The 15,957-nt window shown below is 48.6% G+C and carries 19 protein-coding genes; 2 read left to right on the top strand and 17 right to left on the bottom strand.

Going from position 1 to position 15,957, the window contains the following annotated elements; all coding sequences use genetic code 11:
• Window positions 1-33: 33 nt before the first annotated feature.
• The 7 genes from NYE54_RS12705 to NYE54_RS12675 form a co-directional block, all read right to left on the bottom strand.
• Window positions 34-666, bottom strand: coding sequence for a DUF1405 domain-containing protein (locus tag NYE54_RS12705; RefSeq protein WP_098743039.1), 633 nt, complete (start codon window positions 664-666; stop codon window positions 34-36).
• A 139-nt stretch (window positions 667-805) separates the two neighbouring features.
• Window positions 806-1,693 carry a c-type cytochrome gene (locus tag NYE54_RS12700; protein WP_339272175.1) on the bottom strand — a complete coding sequence of 296 codons (888 nt, stop codon included), beginning with the start codon at window positions 1,691-1,693 and terminating at the stop codon, window positions 806-808.
• Between the two features lie 21 nt (window positions 1,694-1,714).
• Window positions 1,715-2,386, bottom strand: coding sequence for a cytochrome b6 (locus NYE54_RS12695; protein ID WP_006209500.1), 672 nt, complete (start codon window positions 2,384-2,386; stop codon window positions 1,715-1,717).
• Window positions 2,387-2,401: 15 nt separating this feature from the next.
• Window positions 2,402-2,947, bottom strand: a complete 546-nt coding sequence (locus tag NYE54_RS12690) for a ubiquinol-cytochrome c reductase iron-sulfur subunit (RefSeq protein ID WP_015734548.1) — start codon at window positions 2,945-2,947, stop codon at window positions 2,402-2,404.
• 181 nt (window positions 2,948-3,128) lie between these two features.
• Entirely contained in the window at window positions 3,129-3,554 is a 426-nt protein-coding gene (locus tag NYE54_RS12685; protein ID WP_339272173.1) for a DUF2487 family protein, read from the bottom strand.
• Between the two features lie 103 nt (window positions 3,555-3,657).
• Window positions 3,658-3,837: an IDEAL domain-containing protein gene (locus tag NYE54_RS12680; protein ID WP_006209497.1), complete on the bottom strand. Its 180-nt coding sequence runs from the start codon at window positions 3,835-3,837 to the stop codon at window positions 3,658-3,660.
• A 112-nt stretch (window positions 3,838-3,949) separates the two neighbouring features.
• Window positions 3,950-5,101: a hypothetical protein gene (locus tag NYE54_RS12675; protein ID WP_339272171.1), complete on the bottom strand. Its 1,152-nt coding sequence runs from the start codon at window positions 5,099-5,101 to the stop codon at window positions 3,950-3,952.
• 364 nt (window positions 5,102-5,465) lie between these two features.
• Between NYE54_RS12675 and NYE54_RS12670 the strand changes: the two genes are divergently transcribed.
• Both NYE54_RS12670 and NYE54_RS12665 read left to right on the top strand, forming a co-directional pair.
• Entirely contained in the window at window positions 5,466-6,224 is a 759-nt protein-coding gene (locus NYE54_RS12670) for a class I SAM-dependent methyltransferase (RefSeq protein ID WP_339272169.1), read from the top strand.
• A 153-nt stretch (window positions 6,225-6,377) separates the two neighbouring features.
• The gene (locus NYE54_RS12665) at window positions 6,378-6,833 is read left to right on the top strand and encodes a hypothetical protein (RefSeq protein ID WP_339272167.1); all 456 of its coding nucleotides are present in this window, start codon (window positions 6,378-6,380) and stop codon (window positions 6,831-6,833) included.
• Between the two features lie 85 nt (window positions 6,834-6,918).
• Here the strand turns inward: NYE54_RS12665 and NYE54_RS12660 are convergent, their stop codons facing one another.
• The 10 genes from NYE54_RS12660 to trpD form a co-directional block, all read right to left on the bottom strand.
• Window positions 6,919-7,506 (bottom strand): histidine phosphatase family protein, encoded by a 588-nt coding sequence (locus NYE54_RS12660; RefSeq protein WP_339272166.1) that lies wholly within the window; start codon window positions 7,504-7,506, stop codon window positions 6,919-6,921.
• A 28-nt stretch (window positions 7,507-7,534) separates the two neighbouring features.
• Window positions 7,535-8,137, bottom strand: a complete 603-nt coding sequence (locus NYE54_RS12655) for a zf-HC2 domain-containing protein (protein ID WP_076320977.1) — start codon at window positions 8,135-8,137, stop codon at window positions 7,535-7,537.
• Window positions 8,134-8,727, bottom strand: a complete 594-nt coding sequence (locus NYE54_RS12650; RefSeq protein ID WP_339272164.1) for a sigma-70 family RNA polymerase sigma factor — start codon at window positions 8,725-8,727, stop codon at window positions 8,134-8,136. Before NYE54_RS12650 ends, NYE54_RS12655 begins: the two co-directional genes overlap by 4 nt.
• A 410-nt stretch (window positions 8,728-9,137) precedes the next feature.
• Window positions 9,138-10,226 carry a prephenate dehydrogenase gene (locus NYE54_RS12645; RefSeq protein WP_339273480.1) on the bottom strand — a complete coding sequence of 363 codons (1,089 nt, stop codon included), beginning with the start codon at window positions 10,224-10,226 and terminating at the stop codon, window positions 9,138-9,140.
• Between the two features lie 56 nt (window positions 10,227-10,282).
• A complete protein-coding gene (gene hisC / locus NYE54_RS12640) occupies window positions 10,283-11,380 on the bottom strand; it encodes a histidinol-phosphate transaminase (protein ID WP_339272163.1) in 1,098 nt (365 codons plus the stop codon).
• A 40-nt stretch (window positions 11,381-11,420) separates the two neighbouring features.
• Complete coding sequence (gene trpA, locus NYE54_RS12635; protein WP_076320974.1) at window positions 11,421-12,227, bottom strand: tryptophan synthase subunit alpha; 807 nt, start codon at window positions 12,225-12,227, stop codon at window positions 11,421-11,423.
• Complete coding sequence (trpB, locus tag NYE54_RS12630) at window positions 12,224-13,420, bottom strand: tryptophan synthase subunit beta (RefSeq protein ID WP_076320973.1); 1,197 nt, start codon at window positions 13,418-13,420, stop codon at window positions 12,224-12,226. Before trpB ends, trpA begins: the two co-directional genes overlap by 4 nt.
• Window positions 13,417-14,091 (bottom strand): phosphoribosylanthranilate isomerase, encoded by a 675-nt coding sequence (locus NYE54_RS12625; protein WP_076320972.1) that lies wholly within the window; start codon window positions 14,089-14,091, stop codon window positions 13,417-13,419. Before NYE54_RS12625 ends, trpB begins: the two co-directional genes overlap by 4 nt.
• A 12-nt stretch (window positions 14,092-14,103) precedes the next feature.
• On the bottom strand, window positions 14,104-14,913 hold the full coding sequence (gene trpC, locus NYE54_RS12620) for an indole-3-glycerol phosphate synthase TrpC (protein WP_339272161.1): 810 nt from the start codon (window positions 14,911-14,913) through the stop codon (window positions 14,104-14,106).
• Window positions 14,903-15,943, bottom strand: a complete 1,041-nt coding sequence (trpD, locus tag NYE54_RS12615; protein ID WP_339272160.1) for an anthranilate phosphoribosyltransferase — start codon at window positions 15,941-15,943, stop codon at window positions 14,903-14,905. The genes trpC and trpD overlap by 11 nt, the downstream gene beginning before the upstream one ends.
• Window positions 15,944-15,957: the final 14 nt, after the last annotated feature.

Below are 15,957 nucleotides of genomic sequence, written 5' to 3'. Positions count from 1 at the left end.
AGGGATGCTCATAGAACTGTATAACCTAAACGGCTAACGTTGTTTGGAATTCCCATATTTCATGAAGATCCAGCCGGCGAAACCGCTGAAAAGAGTCAAAAGATAAGTAAACAGCTCGACCGCTGATAGGTCGTCATATAACTGCCCCGGCAGCCAAGGAAATACGCCGTACGTATAATCTACGGTATCATTCAGCAGTGTCCAGGCAATGGCCCCGGTGAGCGCTGTCCAGCGATAATGAAACAATCGTACGAACAATAACGCTTCCACTGCCATTGCCGTATGCGAAGCGACGAGCATCCAATCCTGCCATCCCAGCACATCCCCTTGGGCTTGTCCGGCAAATATGATGGCAACAGCCCAAATCCCATACTTCACTGATGTCACGACCGCCAGCGCCTCAATGAATTGCTGAAACAAAGAGCCCCCAAGCCCCCGAGGCGGGTAGAGGAGCAGCAGAAGCGCCAAACTGAAGAATAAACTGGCCGTCGGGCTATCCGGGACAAATATGACCTGCCATAGCAAGCCATGATCCACCGTATCGACCATTTGCCCCCCGTACCATATGTATCCATAGATCGTTCCAAGGATGTTGCAGATGAGCAGCAGCCAGAGAATCGATCGCTTGCTTAGAAATTCTCGGCTCCAAAAATACGAAATCGACAAGCTCCGTCCTCCTGTCCTGTTCCTTGTATTCTTACTTTTACGACTAATGCCGATTATACCTAAACTGTGCATATTTTTCATCTATATACAACATTTAAAAAAGAACCTGACCGCATTCGGTCAGGTTCTTCTATGCATCTTACTCTGCAGCTGCTTCTGCCTTTTGGCTTGCAAGCCAATCAGCCAACTGATCAAGTTGTTCTTCGGTGACACCAGCCGCAAGCGCCGTGTCTTTCATAGCCGGCATGCCGCCTTGACCATTTGCAATAATAGCCACGATCTCTTCTTTCGTGTGGGTATCCCCGACACCGCGAAGCGACGGTCCAGATGCCCCTTTCAAATCTGCAGCATGACAAGAAATACAGGTAGCTGTTTTAAAGGTTTCCATCGCGGGATTATCCTTATCAACGATCGCTACAACACTGTCTTCAGCCTGCTTGCCACTAGTCGTTGGTAGACCAGCTGCATGTTTCTCTTCCGCCTCTTCTTCACGCTGGATATGCTCAGGCTTCTGTCCAGTCGCTTCCAGCTCATGCACATAGTGGGTCCATGCTGCATTTGTCAGATAGATAACTGCAAATAACGACAGAATCATAAGGGCAGAAGTAATAGGGCGCTTGTAGAAGCGTCGCTCTTTCCCCGTATCAAGGAAAGGAACTAGGAGCAATGCGCCAAAGGCAACGCCCGAAACGCCAAGGGTACCCAGTACTACATAATCACCGGAAGCGTATGGAAGCTTCAGGTATTCATACAGGAACAGGAAGTACCAGTCCGGCATCGGGATTACAGAAGCTCCCGGATCCGCCGGATAACCGAGCGGAGCCGGCTCCGAGATGGTCAGCACAAGGAAACCGACCAATACAACTACACCAACCATCCATTCCTTCAACAAGAAGTTAGGAATGAACGCTTCTGATTTGCCGGGATAAGCGGTGTAATCCGGCGGCGTAACCCAACCGCTGCCTTTTTTCACACGCGAATCGCCGACATAAACTACTTTCTCATCAGATTTATGACCATGTGCCATAAATATGCGCCTCCCTTCTTCTTATAGTGGACCGGAAATACCTTGTCTGCGGATCATGATAAAGTGTCCTACCAATAGAGCAAGAAGGACAGCCGGAAGGAAGAATACGTGAATCGCGAAGAAACGCGTCAACGTTTCGGCACCTACGATCGTACCGCCTTGCAGCAATTCTTTAATGATAGGTCCCAGCCAAGGTACGGAGTTCGCAATCTCCAATGTAACTTTTGTAGCGAAGTAAGCTTTGTTATCCCATGGCAGCAGGTAACCTGTCAAACCAAGACCGAGCATAACAAAGAAAATGAGCATACCAACGACCCAGTTCATTTCACGCGGCGCTTTGTAAGAGCCTGTGAAGAACACGCGCATCGTATGCAAGAACATCATCACGATTACCAAGCTGGCGCCCCAGTGATGCATGCCGCGGACAATTTGTCCGAAGGCTACCTGTGTTTGCAGGTACTCAACACTGTTGTAAGCGTTTATGATATCCGGTACATAATACATCGTCAGGAACATCCCCGACAGAATCTGGATGACTGTGATAAAAAACGTCAAGCCGCCGAAACAGTACACAAACGCGGAGAAATGATGCGCCGGGTTTACGTGTTCCGGTACCTCGTGATCTGCAACGTCTCTCCAAATCGGCGTGATATCGAGACGTTCATCAATCCAGTTGTAGACATTCTTCAACATCTGAATCTACGCCTCCTATTTAACTACGGTATTTGGCACGATGGCGCCGAGGTAAATCCAGCCGTTCTCGATTTTCGTCTCGTACTGGTCAAGCGGCTTCGGCGCGACTGCCAGGTTCTTACCGTCCGGTGTATAACGCGCACCGTGGCAAGGGCAGTGGTATTCATCAGGGAAATTTTTGTTGTTATTCCATCCAACAAGGCATCCCAAATGCTTACAAATTGGTGAAAGCGCTACAATTTCACCCTGATCGTTCTTACGAATCCACGCCGTCAAAGTAGCTGTACTGTTGTACCAGCCGTCCTGCTGTTTGAGCTCAAAATGGAATTCCTGTGGATCGTTAGTAATTTTGCTCTCTTCCGCGACCTTTACAAAAGACCCTTCTTCTTTATTTTGAAGAATCGGATCAACGGCAAAGCGAAGCATTGGCAAAACTACTCCAGCAGCCATATAAGCTGTGGCACCGCCCAACGTGTATGTAAGAAATTGTCTGCGGGACATCTCTTTCTGTCGGGGTGGATTGTGCGATTCTTCATGCTCGTCATTGTGGTTGCTGCTCATTCTGTGTTCAACCCCCTTTGTCAACCGTTCTTAAGTGTCATCAATGATTAAAATCACACGACTTACTAGGACATACTAATAATATCTTAGGCACCCAAGACCGTCAAGAATTTGAACCCCAAATTTGGGTTCGCTTCCAATAGCCCTTTCGCAAATTGTTGGTTTTTTGTCACATTTGAACTTAGCTTTCCTGCTGCCACATTTCACTGATTTGTCCGGAAACGGTGGCTGAGAGGGGGATACCTTCATTGCCTTCCAACCTGCGCCGGGACAGTACAAGCGTACTTTCAGGCACATCCTCTTTAGAGAGCTCAACATCCGCTGTCATGATAACAACAAATTTAAACCCGATCAATTTGACATTGTGACAAACTTCATTTAGAAGCTTTATATCTTCAGTATTTCCATATTGTATAGCAGGATATGTAACCAATCTTCCCTTAAACGGAATTTCTGCCAAATCCATAAAATCCCGCAGCCGTTCAAGCGCAGCTGTAGCCTCCCATGGCGTTTCCGAACCCGATAATCCGGTAAACGGAATGAGGCACGTATCCAAAAAAGGTTTTAGTTCCGGCCAAGTCTGCTCGTCTACTTCACTAAATTTCATGCAAGGTACATCCTTTCTGCTCACTCATCATCATTTTGTTATCATTATACGAGTGGAAGGACGGGTAAAGCAAAAAAAAGAAGAAATGCGCTGAAGCATTTCTTCAATTCAAAGTCCTCAGTTCATCCGTCAGGTTTCGGAAAGCCACTTCGTCGCCGGAAGCCAGCGCTTCATCAATTTCTTTATACAGCTCTTCACTCCGATGCTTGCGCAATGCTTCGTCCCACACCATTTCGGCCGCCAGACCTAACATAACCTCGTAAGTAACCTTCATCTTATCCATTAGGATGCACCTCCAAACTAAATTTGCGTATACCTTATATTCTTTCCCTTTAAATACTTTACTTTCAAAAATTTTTACGGCTGCTGCAAATAAATGTAACCAAACAACCATGCTAGAGGATCAAATCTTTCGAATCGCTGATATGTATGCCGGCTTCCGCGGCCTTGAGGCCAAGCGCGGTCATTTTGTACGAAGTTCCCATGCTCTGACTCTCCCCTATTCTGAGCATCCCCAAATGCATTAGCATACGGATAATCCGCTGCTCCAAAATATTTTGCGGACTGTCATAATAGAAAGGACGGATTAGCCAGCCCAGCGATTCGTAAAGAGAGGCTGCGGTGACCCAATCTCTTGCGCATTGACTGATCCAGTATACAAGAGAAGAGATATTGGGAATTGCGCCTTTATAAAGTCTTAACCAAAAGCGGAATATCTGTATCACGCTAACTTGATTTCCTTCCTCCATAAACGCAGTTCCACTTTCGGTGAGGATCAACCGGGCATTGTTTTCCCTGATCCATTTTTTAGCGTAAGCATAATCGTACAGCAGCGCAAACCGGTCGGGATATTCAATGCAAGAGCGGCCATACCCGAACCGCCATGATCCCTTGGTAATGGGCGGTTCCGTTATATGCAGCGTACTCATGAGCTGCTGCTGATTTCGCCTATACATAAATCCTTCCTGATTCAACTCAATATCATGTCTGCCGACATATTTAAGAATCAGCATGAGATCTTCTGCGGCTAGTCCCTGCTCATCCCGGTACGCTTCCGGGTCATCACTTAATCGCTGCAGATTTTGATGAAGCCGCTCCCGAAGCACGTCACGAAACCGCTCCTTCAAATCCGATGGCACTTGAAACAAATACTTGGTGGAATGGGTAAAACCGTTAAACAACCAGCCGCTTCGGCGATAACGTGCGACCGCCTCACGCGGACTTTCCGTTTTGGCGGCGGCAGCTTTCTTGTTTGAAGAGGCTTGATCATCCTTCTCCTCCAATTCCGCCGCATGACGGATCGCAGCCGTCAATTCTTCCAGACTGTAGCCTGTTCGAGTGTCAAATGCCAGGTTGTTCAGAAAACGCAAATCGCTTGGTGACAAGCTGCTGACCTGCTCCTCGAAAAACTCTCTGCGTCCGAGCTTGGACAGAATACTCTGGATCAGTTCGTGCTTTGAATTCCGCTTAGCGTCACAATCATAGTGATTCGCTATATTGCTAAGCTGTCCAATATCGGCATATGTGAGCATATCCGCTAGATTCATCTTCCATCGCCTCGCCGTTTTACAACCATTATGGGAAGGTTTGAGACATTTGATACCTGATACGCTTCGGTTTAACGAAATATTTTTTTGTTTTTTTGTATATAGAAATGACTATGCTCTCTTATTAAATGATAGAATACTTACTAAGTGTTGCAGAGAATTTACATATAATGTATTACATCTAAATCAAATAAAAAACCGCTTTATATGAAGGAATTATTCAATCACTACAGGAGGAATAAAATCATGAGAACTCCAGAACATGAGATATAACTAGGTGCAAATCGAATTCGAGGGCCTCCCTTAAGAGCTTTTTATAAAAATGAAAGTACCATTCATTATAAAAGCTTGGAGGATATGTGAAATGATAAAAGAAGCAGAATTTATGGCCTTTATTCAAGATATGGATCAACAATTTTCAGGATGGGACTTCTCACGAATTACGGCTTCAGGCCGCATGCAGTCCCATGCTCTCCCCTGGTCTTTGGGCAGCATGGTAATTCCGTTGATGCGAAATGCCGCTACGATGCTGGACATGGGTACGGGCGGAGGAGAGTTCTTATCCTCCCTCCAGCCACTGCCGGAAACGGTCTATGCAACCGAAGGCTATAAACCAAACGTACCGATTGCACAGCAAAAACTTGAACCGCTTGGCGTAAAGGTTGTCTATTTTGAAGAAGATTCCTCACTTCCGTTAAAGGATCATTTTTTTGATCTGATCATCAATCAGCATGAATCCTATTCCGTGGCGGAAATCAAAAGAATTCTAAACGATCATGGCGTGTTCGTAACCCAGCAATCCGGAGGAACCGACTGTTATGGCATCAACGAGTGGTTTGGCGTTCCCTTGAATGAAGAGTTCGCTCATTGGAATCTGGGAACCGCTGTTCAAGAGCTGCAGGACCACGGTTTCAACGTCACCTTCAGCCGGGAGGACTTTTCACCGCAGCGGTTTTACGACATCGGTGCACTGATCTATTACCTACAGGCGATCCCTTGGCAGATTCCTGATTTTACGGTGGAACGCCACCTCGAACCTTTATATCAGGTTCATCAGGTTATCCGAACGAAGGGCTACTTCGAAGTGCAGCAGCATCGGTTTATTATAATAGCAGAAGCGTAAAACTTTGTCCTATATAGTTATCCATTTTATCGACTGTACCCGAATGACTTATAAAGCGTAATTTAGCAAGATACGAACAACGATAGAAAAGGCGATGTGATATGCTTAGGAAACCATTCTGATCGTTTATTTTATATCGGAGGAGCAGTCAAGATGCTATCGGAAAAAGTGATCCATTATTGCAAAAGCAAAAACTGGTGGTTTGAAGACATTGCAGAGGAGTATGAACACGCATTAGTAAAGTTAGGCATCGATTTGAGTTCAGATTTTGCTGCGTTTTATTTGCATGCAGAGGATGGTCCGACTTTCTATAGTAGACGATGTGAAATTTATCAGATTTGTTGGTTTATGATCAATTCTTCGGATTATATGTTAGGCGTGGATAGAACTCATGTCGTTTTAAACCTGCCTGAAGAATATATTCCGTTGGATAGCTTTGAAGGAGAGTTCGGCTTTTTTTATAATAAGAACGCAGACGAAGTGTTAGGCTTAGGATTGGGCCAGCCGATGGAGGATTTTTTTGCTGGTAAATTGAAATCGCAATGGGAAAGCTTTAACTCCTTCCTGGAGTGGTATTTTGAACTGACCGATTCGTGTGTGACTATATAGTAAGAGGCCGTCAGCTACCGCCAGTATAGATACAAAAAGAGCCTTCCCGCGGGAAGGCTCTTTTTACTATTCATGAAGCTCCATGCTACGACTGTTTTGTCAACAGATGTTTGGTACAGTTAAACAGCAAGGGAGACCAGTCATCATCTTTTCTCTCCAGGACGGTGAGCGACAGATTGCCGATCCGCTCGCTCAGGACGCCGCGGCACACCAGCTTATATAGCTGCGCTAAAAAACCACCGTGGCTGACAACCAGAATATTGGCATCCGGGTGTTTATGCCACATATCATCCAGAAAGACAAGCCCCCTGGATTGAAGCTCCAGATCCGTCTCCTGTCCCAAATCGAGCAGGTGCCAATCGGCACCAAACCGCGATTCACGCTCTTCCGCTGTCAACCCTTCCACCTGACCGTACTTGCGCTCGCGCAAACGATTATCCGGTGGTATCAATGGAATGTTCAGCATGGACGAGATGATCTTTGCTGTTTCCTCAGCACGGGAAAGTCCGCTGCTAACCGCAAAGTCCCATCGGTAAGGCTCTTGCAGAAGTCTTTCCCCAAGCAAACGCGCTTGACGACGGCCTTCCTCATTCAGTGGAATGTCCGTTTGACCTTGGATTTTGCCTAACGCATTCCAATCCGTTAATCCATGACGAACCAAGCCGATTTGCATGCCGCATCTCCTCCATCCTAACCACTTTTTATCTTCGGACCCGATTTAACTTCTTCAGGAAAAACATGGCGAATCCGATGCCCAATAAGGATAGTATCATCCAATATTCTGGCTGAGTCGGACTCATATCAACCACAAAAGGATCAATAATGCCGCTGTTGGTTTTCGGAATGTTATAATCGTCCTTAGTGTTCAGGGTTTGGGCCGTGTCAGCCACCCCTGTAGGGATTATCCCTGTCGTTACCGCTTCCGGAACCGGCTTCGGCTGGTTGCCAGTCGCTGCAAAATAAACGAAGCTGCATACAAACAGAGCCAAAAAACCGGCAATCATAAGTGTCAGCCGTTTGCGGAACACTCGGCTTACCGCCCGACTCTTAGACGTTTCCTCCACCAGCCACGGGAAATCACGATAAATGCGGTCCATCACGTTTCGGTTGATCTGTTCAGCGTCCATGTCGGGGATCTCATGCTCCAGAACATGAACCATGTTCTGGCTTTCCACCCACATTTCGTACTCCGCTGCACATGAGCTGCAGGTTTGAACATGTGCGATCAGCCGTTGTCGCCGCAGATCATTGTCCGGCAAATCCCAGACAGTTTCCATCAGCTCTTGGGCTTCATCGCAAGTCATCTATTCTTCATCCCTCTCAGATCCTCAAAAACCGGCTCATAAAAATAGGGTTCGAGCTGAATTTTGACACTGCCGCGAGCTCTGAACAACAACGACTTAACCGAACTGACACTTTGACCTAAAATATCTGCGATTTCCTGATAATCCAGTTGATCATACTCCCGAAGAATCAGCGCCGACCTCTGTTTCTCCGGTAAATTATTTATTGCTTCCCTTACCATATGTACTCGTTCACTGCGTAGTATGGCCTGCTCCGGAGCAACTTCCATCGGAGCCACTGGCACGACCCCGCTCTCCTCCAGCGGCAATGTGCCGCTTCGATGCTTGCGCAATTCGCTGAGCACGGTGTTGCGGGCAATCGTATAGAGCCAGGTCGAGAAGGATGCATCCACTTCCCGGAATGAGTGCAAGCTCCGGAAAGCCTTATAAAATGTTTCCGAACATAAATCTTCAGCCATAAGCTCCATGTGCGAACTTTTTAACATATGATAGACAAATGCTAATATTTTTCTCTGATAACGCCGCATTAATTCGGAATAAAGTTCGGTGTCGCCTTGCTTAATTTCTTGGATTAGTTGGGAATCCGTCATATGATTTTTCGTTCCTCCTTCACCATCCGGTGCCTCTTCCCTGTCCAATACATCTCCACGGATGCAATGATCAAGGATTTGTGCAAAAGTACCGTCAAACCATATATAGTTACGCCTCAAGATGTCTGACTATTCTATGTATTTGGCAATTTCCCCAAATCTTCTACACTAGCACTCTAGCATTATAGCACATATTGGAGAAAAGTTCAGGTTTGTGGCAGTAGATTTCCCACTGATAGGAAAAAGGACAAAAAAAATCCGCCTTCAACATTGAAGGCGGTTGCACACAGTGCAATATTTTGGATAGGAGTGGAGAGAAACCATACTGTACTTTTATTATATGTATACGTTTTCATTTTGTCAACACTGAAAACGCATTTATTTCCGGTTGTTTAAAAACAACCGGAAAATTACTGGTACACCGAGTGCCCTTGCGACAACAATAGCTCCTTAGCCCGCTCCTGCTCAATTTCATTGCGGAAGGAAAGCCGCATCACGCCCGGCACATCTTCCCGACTCTCGATAATCTGCATGTTGCTGAGGTTGATGCTATTTGTCCCCAAATCCGTCGCTATGCGGCCGATGATACCCGGATGGTCAGGCACGTCCAGATACAGATCGTATTGGGATACAATCATCCCCTTCCGTCGCTCTGGGAGCACGCTGCGGAATTCCCCCGCTCTGCGGAAGGCCTCTTCAATAGCTGGCCCGTCCTTCGACTCCAGCATATCCATGAAACGCTGAATTCCTTCGTTCCAGTCTCGTAAAAGCAGCAGCATGACATTGCGGTTATTTAATAGAATGTCCCGCCAAACGACCGGGTCACTGGAAGCGATACGGGTAATATCCCGAAAGCCGCCTGCAGCCAGCGTACGGTATAACGGATTATCATCATTGTAGGAGCTGATCTGGTTCACCAAAGCCACTGCGATCACATGAGGCAGATGACTGATGGCTCCAACAATCTCATCGTGCAGTCTCGGCTCCACCTTTACAATGTGTGCACGCGTATACGATAGAAGCTCTACGAGTACGTCCACCTTCTCCTGAGGGACTTCATCCGGCGGAGTAAGCACATAATATGCATTCTCGAATAATACGGTGGAAGCAGCGCCTACACCGGATCTTTCCGAACCAGCCATCGGATGTCCTCCGATAAAGTAGGCATCCTTCAGCGCAAGTTGTGATGCGCATTCGGCAATACTCGCTTTGGTACTGCCTACATCCGTAATAATGCATCCGGTTTTAAGCCGCAATTCACTCAGACGTTTTATGTACATCTCGAGACTTCCTACCGGAACACACAAAAATATAATGTCCGCGCCCTGGGCAGCTTCTTCTACCGAAAGCGTAACTTTATCGACAACGCCCTTGGCGATAACCTGGTCGGCATACTCTTGCGTGTGGGCATAACCGGTCACGGTTATGCCTGGTTTTCCTTTGAAATTTAATGCTAACGAACCGCCGATCAAGCCGACGCCGAATATAGAAATTTGCATGGTCATGTTCTCTCTCTCACTCGTTTCAAGCTGCGATTTATTGTTATGTCATTAGATTAGGCTGGAGCATTCACTTCCTGGAGCACTTGTTCCAATGCGCCGATGAAAGCCTTGTTCTGTTCTTCAGAGCCAACGGTTACGCGAATGTAGTTCGGGTAAACTTCAAATCCCGGACGTACGATAATGCCTTTACTTAGCAGAGACTTGAACACTTCGGTGCCCGGCTTCTTCACATCCACCATGATAAAGTTACCGTTCGCAGGGAAATAGGATAATCCAAGACGATCAAACTCCCGCTGGACATAAGTGATTCCCTCGGCATTCAACTGACGGCATTTAGCTACGAATTCCTGATCTTTCAGGGCTGCCTTCGCCGCCACTTGGGCCAGGCGTCCTGTATTAAACGGCTCACGTACCCGATTAATCAAGGAAATAACCTCAGATTGCCCGATGCCGTAGCCGATGCGAAGGGCAGCCAGGCCGTATATTTTGGAGAAGGTACGCAGGATTACCAAGTTCGGATAACGTTCCATTAACTTGATGCTGGCCGGATACGAAGCGTCCGTTACATATTCAAAATAAGCTTCATCGAGAACAACCATCACGTGAGCCGGGACTTCATCTAAGAAAGATACTAGCTCGCTTTCGGAAACGATAGTTCCGGTCGGATTATTCGGATTGCACACCCAGATGATTTTGGTTTTGTCTGTAACGGCTTTGGCCATGCCCGGCAGATCATGCTTCCCGTTAACCAGAGGTACCTCAATGCTTGTTGCGCCTTCGATATCCGCATTCGTTTTATACACCGAAAAGGTCTGATCGGCCATAATGGTTTCGTCTCCCGGCTCCAGGAACGCCCGAATAATGAGGGCGATGATTTCATCGGATCCGCATCCGAAAATAATCTGATTGCGTTCAATACCAAGCTGCTCAGCAAGCTCTGCCGTTAAATCAGCCGCACTTCCATCCGGATACAAGCTGAGCGTACCGAGTTCAGCGGTAATGGCTTCGATTGCTCGCGGCGAGCAGCCGTATGGATTCTCGTTGGAGGCCAGTTTAATGACAACATCCAGGCCTAATTCTTTTTTGACTTCTTCGATGGGCTTCCCCGGTTGATATACAGGAAGATTAACAATTTGCGCTTTTGGTTTCATACGATATTCGCCTCACCTTTCATAACTGCTATGGACAACACTAACCTTTTAATTGTGCCACAAACTCCCTGATTTGCAAAAGTCCCTGCTGTCTTGTCTCTTCCTTCTCAAGAAGAGGAATCGTCGATTCGATCTGACGCACGATGGCACTGCCAACAACGACGCCGTCGCAAATTTTCGAGAATCTGGCAACCTGTTCCCCGGACGAAATGCCAAAGCCAATCGCGATGGGCACGTTGCTGTACTGCTTCACCGTTTCAAGAAAGGCTTCCACTCCCGAATAAAAATCGGTGCGTTCGCCTGTCACGCCAAGCGAGGATACGCAATACACAAAGCCGGTCGCTTCCGAAGCGATGCTCGCAATCCGCTCATGTGAGGTAGGTGCCACCAGCGGAATCAGATGAACGTCCGCAGCATGAGCCCGTTTCCGAATCTCTGCGGATTCTTCCACCGGCAGATCCGGAATAATCAGCCCGCTGATATCATTCCTTACCACTTCTTCAAAGAAAACATCCAGTCCGGTCTGCAGAACCGGATTGTAATAGGTAAACAGGATGAACGGCAGCTTACTGCCCCGTTCTCTCGCCAGGCGCGCAGTCTCCATGCAAGTGCGAATGGTCACCTTGCTCTTCAGGGCGCGCTCGGAAGCACGCTGGATGACCGGGCCATCGGCGAGGGGATCAGAATAAGGAACACCGAGTTCGATAATATCGACTCCTGCAATTTCAAGCTCATGAATGATATCGAGCGTCGATTTCACGTCCGGATCCCCAACGGTCAAATAAGGAATCAATGCCGTCTTGTTTTGTTGTTTCAACGACGCAAAGGTCTGGTCAATTCGATTCATTCGGTTTTCCCTCCCGTGTAAGCCATGATGGACTCCACGTCCTTGTCACCGCGACCGGACAAATTAATGACGACGATATCGTCTTCGGTCCACGCGGGCGCCATTTTTACTGCTTGCGCTACGGCATGCGCGGATTCCAGCGCAGGAATAATGCCTTCCGTGCGGCATAGCAGCTGCAAGGCATCCAATGCCTCTTGGTCGGTTATAGGCACATACTGCACACGCTCAATATCTTTTAAGTAGGAGTGCTCAGGTCCAACGCCGGGATAATCAAGTCCGGCAGAAATGGAATGCGCCTCCTGAACCTGTCCATACTCATCCTGTAGCAAATAACTCATCGATCCCTGGAAGACGCCATGGGTCCCCTTGGACATGGTAGCCGCGTGAAAATCGGTATCTACCCCTTTGCCAGCCGCTTCGACACCGATCAAACCGACTTCCTTATCTTCCAGGAACGGGTAGAACATGCCGATCGCATTGCTCCCTCCACCGATTGGTGCAAGAATCACGTTGGGCAGTCTTCCTTCCGTCTCCAGAATCTGCTTGCGGGTCTCGTCACCGATAATACGCTGGAAGTTCCGCACCATCATCGGATACGGATGCGGACCTACTGCGGAGCCAAGTACATAGAAGGTATCCTCTACGTTGCTGACCCAGTAGCGAAGCGCCTCATTGCCGGCATCTTTCAGCGTTCGGCTTCCCGACGTCACCGGAATCACTTCGGCTCCAAGCATTTTCATACGGAATACGTTCAACTGCTGCCGCTTGGTATCCTCTTCGCCCATGAACACCTTGCATTCGAGACCGAGCAGAGCGGCCACGGTTGCAGTGGCAACACCATGCTGTCCGGCTCCCGTTTCGGCAATGACCTTGCCTTTGCCCATACGCTTGGCTAACACGCCCTGAGCAATGGCGTTGTTGATTTTGTGTGCACCTGTATGGTTCAAATCCTCACGCTTCAGATAAATTTTAGCCTTGCCGAGGTGTTTGCTGAGCCGCTCGGCATAATATAACGGCGTTTCCCGTCCGGAATACTGTTTAAGCAAATAAGCAATCTCCTCTTTGAACGCAGGATCCTCCGAAAAGCGGTTATACTCTTGTTCAAGCTCTATTAAAGCGTTCATGAGTGTTTCCGGTACGAACCGGCCACCAAACACTCCGAAACGTCCATTACGATCAGGAAGCTGTGTCATTTCCCCTTCACCCTTTCTACGAATGCAATCACTTTGTTTATGTCCTTCACGCCAGGTTCACTCTCAACGCCGCTGGATACATCCACGCCGTACGGAGCGTATTGACCTATTAAATGCGATACATTATCCGAATCCAATCCGCCGGCTACAAACAAGGGGATCCCTTGCCGTTTCGCCCACTGCTGGTAAGGTGGGATGAGATCCCAGGCAAATGTCTTACCAGACCCTCCGCCATATACCGGATCGTACGTGTCGATCAGCAATCCGTCGATGCTGCCTGCATACGGATCAAGTGCTGACAGACGTTCCGCTTCCGAGCGGTCACTCTCGATCGATACCGCCTTAAAAACGGAAACCGGGAAGCGCTCCTTCACTTCCCGGCAAAATTGCGGCGATTCCTGACCATGCAGCTGCACGACGTCGAGCGCTGCTTCTCGTAGAAGCTCTTCCAGCTCATTCAAATCAGGGTTAACCAAGACGCCGACGGCGGCGGGAATCATGTCATGATCCCATCCCCGCAATACTTGAATAAGCTGCGCAGCCTGCTGCGGCGATACCTTCCGCCGGCTCTTGGCAAATACGAATCCGATATAATCCACAGGTAAGTTTATCATAGATTTTAGCACTTCAACGCTTTGAAGTCCACATATTTTTAGCGCCGTACTCATCACTTAATATCCCCTTTATTCTATGTCTGCAGCGATCGGCAAGGGTCCCATCAGATCGTTTACTGCACGGAACACATCTTGCTGGCGCATGAAATGCTCCCCTACCAGAACACCATGTGCCCCAACGTAATGCAAGTAGGAAATATCGGCGGGGCCTGATATTCCGCTCTCGCTGATCAACGTAACTCCCTGCGGAACTTGTGCCGCGATATCCGCCGTTGTCTGCAGCGATGTTTCAAAGGTCCGCAGATTGCGATTGTTAATTCCGATAAGATGAGCTGTTCCCAGCTTAAGAACCGATTCCAGCTCCTGCCCATCATGGACCTCAATCAGGCAATCCAAGCCAATAGAGCCGGCGATGTCTATAAACTCCGCGATCCGCTCAGGCTCCAGTATGCTCGCGATCAAGAGAACCGCGTCCGCACCTAACAGGCGCGCTTCGTAAATCTGAGTCTCGTCGATAATGAAATCCTTGCGCAGCAAAGGAATGTTGACAGCCGCCCTTACCGCTTTCAAATACTCTCCACTGCCCTGGAAATAGTCCTTGTCGGTCAACACGGATAGGCAATCGGCATCGGCTGCCTCATAAGCTTTGGCGATCATAATCGGGTCAAAGTCCGGACGAATTAACCCTTTGGACGGCGAAGCCTTCTTCACCTCGGCGATTAATCCCATGCTGCGTTTACGCCCCGTGGACAACGCCTTCTCAAAACCGAGAGTCGGCGGTAAATCCGCGATTTGCCTCTCGGCCTCCGAGATGCTGAATGTTTCCCGCAGTTGGGCAACCTCCCTGCGCTTCGTTTCGACTATTCGATCAAGATACATAACTCATTTCCCCCGTTCTTGAGATCAACTGCTCCAGCTTAGACTGAGCCAGCCCTGAATCGATGGCTCCCGCTGCGCGCTGCACACCTTCAGCCAAACTATCCGCAAGCCCAGACACATAGATGCAGGCACCGGCATTGGCAAGCACGATATCCCGATAAGCATTGCGCTCACCGCGCAGCACCGATCCGATAATGGCTGCGTTCTCTTTGGCATCACCGCCCAGAATATCGCTCATCGGATGAACTGACAGTCCCAGATCATGCGGATGAATATCATAAGTACGGACTTCTCCGCCACGGAGCTCGGAGACTCGCGTAGGCGCGGAAATGCTGATTTCATCCAAACCATCATGGCTGGTCACCACCATGGCACGCTTTAAGCCAAGCTCCTTGAGCACCTGTGCGATGGTTTCCGTTTTGTTCATGTCGTATATCCCGAGCATCTGCCGATCTGCGCCCGCCGGATTTGTCAAAGGCCCCAGCATGTTAAATACGGTTCGAACCCCGAGCTCTTTGCGAGGAGCTGCCGCATATTTCATCGATGGATGATAGATCTGGGCAAACAGGAAACAGATTCCGATATCATTCAGACAGGCTGTCGCTTGCTCTGCCGTCAAGTGGATATTCACGCCCAGCGCTTCCAGCACATCGGCGCTGCCCGCCCGTCCAGATGCCGAGCGGTTGCCGTGTTTGGCCACTCTGACCGAAACCGAGGAGGAGATAATGGCGGATACGGTAGAAATGTTAAACTTGTGAATCCCGGATCCTCCTGTGCCGCATGTATCCAGCAGCTGGTTCCGCTCGGTAACGACGCGCCCGCCCGCACCACGCATCGCCTCGGCGAAGCCGGTGATCTCTTCAACTGTCTCCCCCTTCATTCGCAGGGCAGTAAGCAGCGCCCCGATTTGAGAATGGGTTGCCTGGCCATCCATAATGGACTGCATGACCCCGCGTGCTTCGTCCCGGCTCAAATCTTGACCTTGAATCAGCTTCGTAAGGCTGGATTGCATCGTTTCCATGACGTTCATTACGTTCTCCTCCT

The sequence above is a fragment of the Paenibacillus sp. FSL K6-1330 genome (assembly GCF_037976825.1).
Classification (GTDB): Bacteria; Bacillota; Bacilli; order Paenibacillales; family Paenibacillaceae; genus Paenibacillus_AQ.
This window is presented reverse-complemented; position numbering and strand designations above follow the sequence as displayed.

What these genes read in the sequence shown, in the direction of transcription:
- NYE54_RS12700 (WP_339272175.1), bottom strand. Translation starts at nt 1,693, where the DNA reads ATGGCACATGGTCATAAATCTGATGAGAAAGTAGTTTATGTCGGCGAT.
- NYE54_RS12695 (WP_006209500.1), bottom strand. Translation starts at nt 2,386, where the DNA reads ATGTTGAAGAATGTCTACAACTGGATTGATGAACGTCTCGATATCACG.
- NYE54_RS12690 (WP_015734548.1), bottom strand. Translation starts at nt 2,947, where the DNA reads ATGAGCAGCAACCACAATGACGAGCATGAAGAATCGCACAATCCACCC.
- NYE54_RS12685 (WP_339272173.1), bottom strand. Translation starts at nt 3,554, where the DNA reads ATGAAATTTAGTGAAGTAGACGAGCAGACTTGGCCGGAACTAAAACCT.
- NYE54_RS12680 (WP_006209497.1), bottom strand. Translation starts at nt 3,837, where the DNA reads ATGGATAAGATGAAGGTTACTTACGAGGTTATGTTAGGTCTGGCGGCC.
- NYE54_RS12675 (WP_339272171.1), bottom strand. Translation starts at nt 5,101, where the DNA reads ATGAATCTAGCGGATATGCTCACATATGCCGATATTGGACAGCTTAGC.
- NYE54_RS12670 (WP_339272169.1), top strand. Translation starts at nt 5,466, where the DNA reads ATGATAAAAGAAGCAGAATTTATGGCCTTTATTCAAGATATGGATCAA.
- NYE54_RS12665 (WP_339272167.1), top strand. Translation starts at nt 6,378, where the DNA reads ATGCTATCGGAAAAAGTGATCCATTATTGCAAAAGCAAAAACTGGTGG.
- NYE54_RS12660 (WP_339272166.1), bottom strand. Translation starts at nt 7,506, where the DNA reads ATGCAAATCGGCTTGGTTCGTCATGGATTAACGGATTGGAATGCGTTA.
- NYE54_RS12655 (WP_076320977.1), bottom strand. Translation starts at nt 8,137, where the DNA reads ATGACTTGCGATGAAGCCCAAGAGCTGATGGAAACTGTCTGGGATTTG.
- NYE54_RS12650 (WP_339272164.1), bottom strand. Translation starts at nt 8,727, where the DNA reads ATGACGGATTCCCAACTAATCCAAGAAATTAAGCAAGGCGACACCGAA.
- NYE54_RS12645 (WP_339273480.1), bottom strand. Translation starts at nt 10,226, where the DNA reads ATGCAAATTTCTATATTCGGCGTCGGCTTGATCGGCGGTTCGTTAGCA.
- hisC (WP_339272163.1), bottom strand. Translation starts at nt 11,380, where the DNA reads ATGAAACCAAAAGCGCAAATTGTTAATCTTCCTGTATATCAACCGGGG.
- trpA (WP_076320974.1), bottom strand. Translation starts at nt 12,227, where the DNA reads ATGAATCGAATTGACCAGACCTTTGCGTCGTTGAAACAACAAAACAAG.
- trpB (WP_076320973.1), bottom strand. Translation starts at nt 13,420, where the DNA reads ATGACACAGCTTCCTGATCGTAATGGACGTTTCGGAGTGTTTGGTGGC.
- trpC (WP_339272161.1), bottom strand. Translation starts at nt 14,913, where the DNA reads ATGTATCTTGATCGAATAGTCGAAACGAAGCGCAGGGAGGTTGCCCAA.
- trpD (WP_339272160.1), bottom strand. Translation starts at nt 15,943, where the DNA reads ATGAACGTCATGGAAACGATGCAATCCAGCCTTACGAAGCTGATTCAA.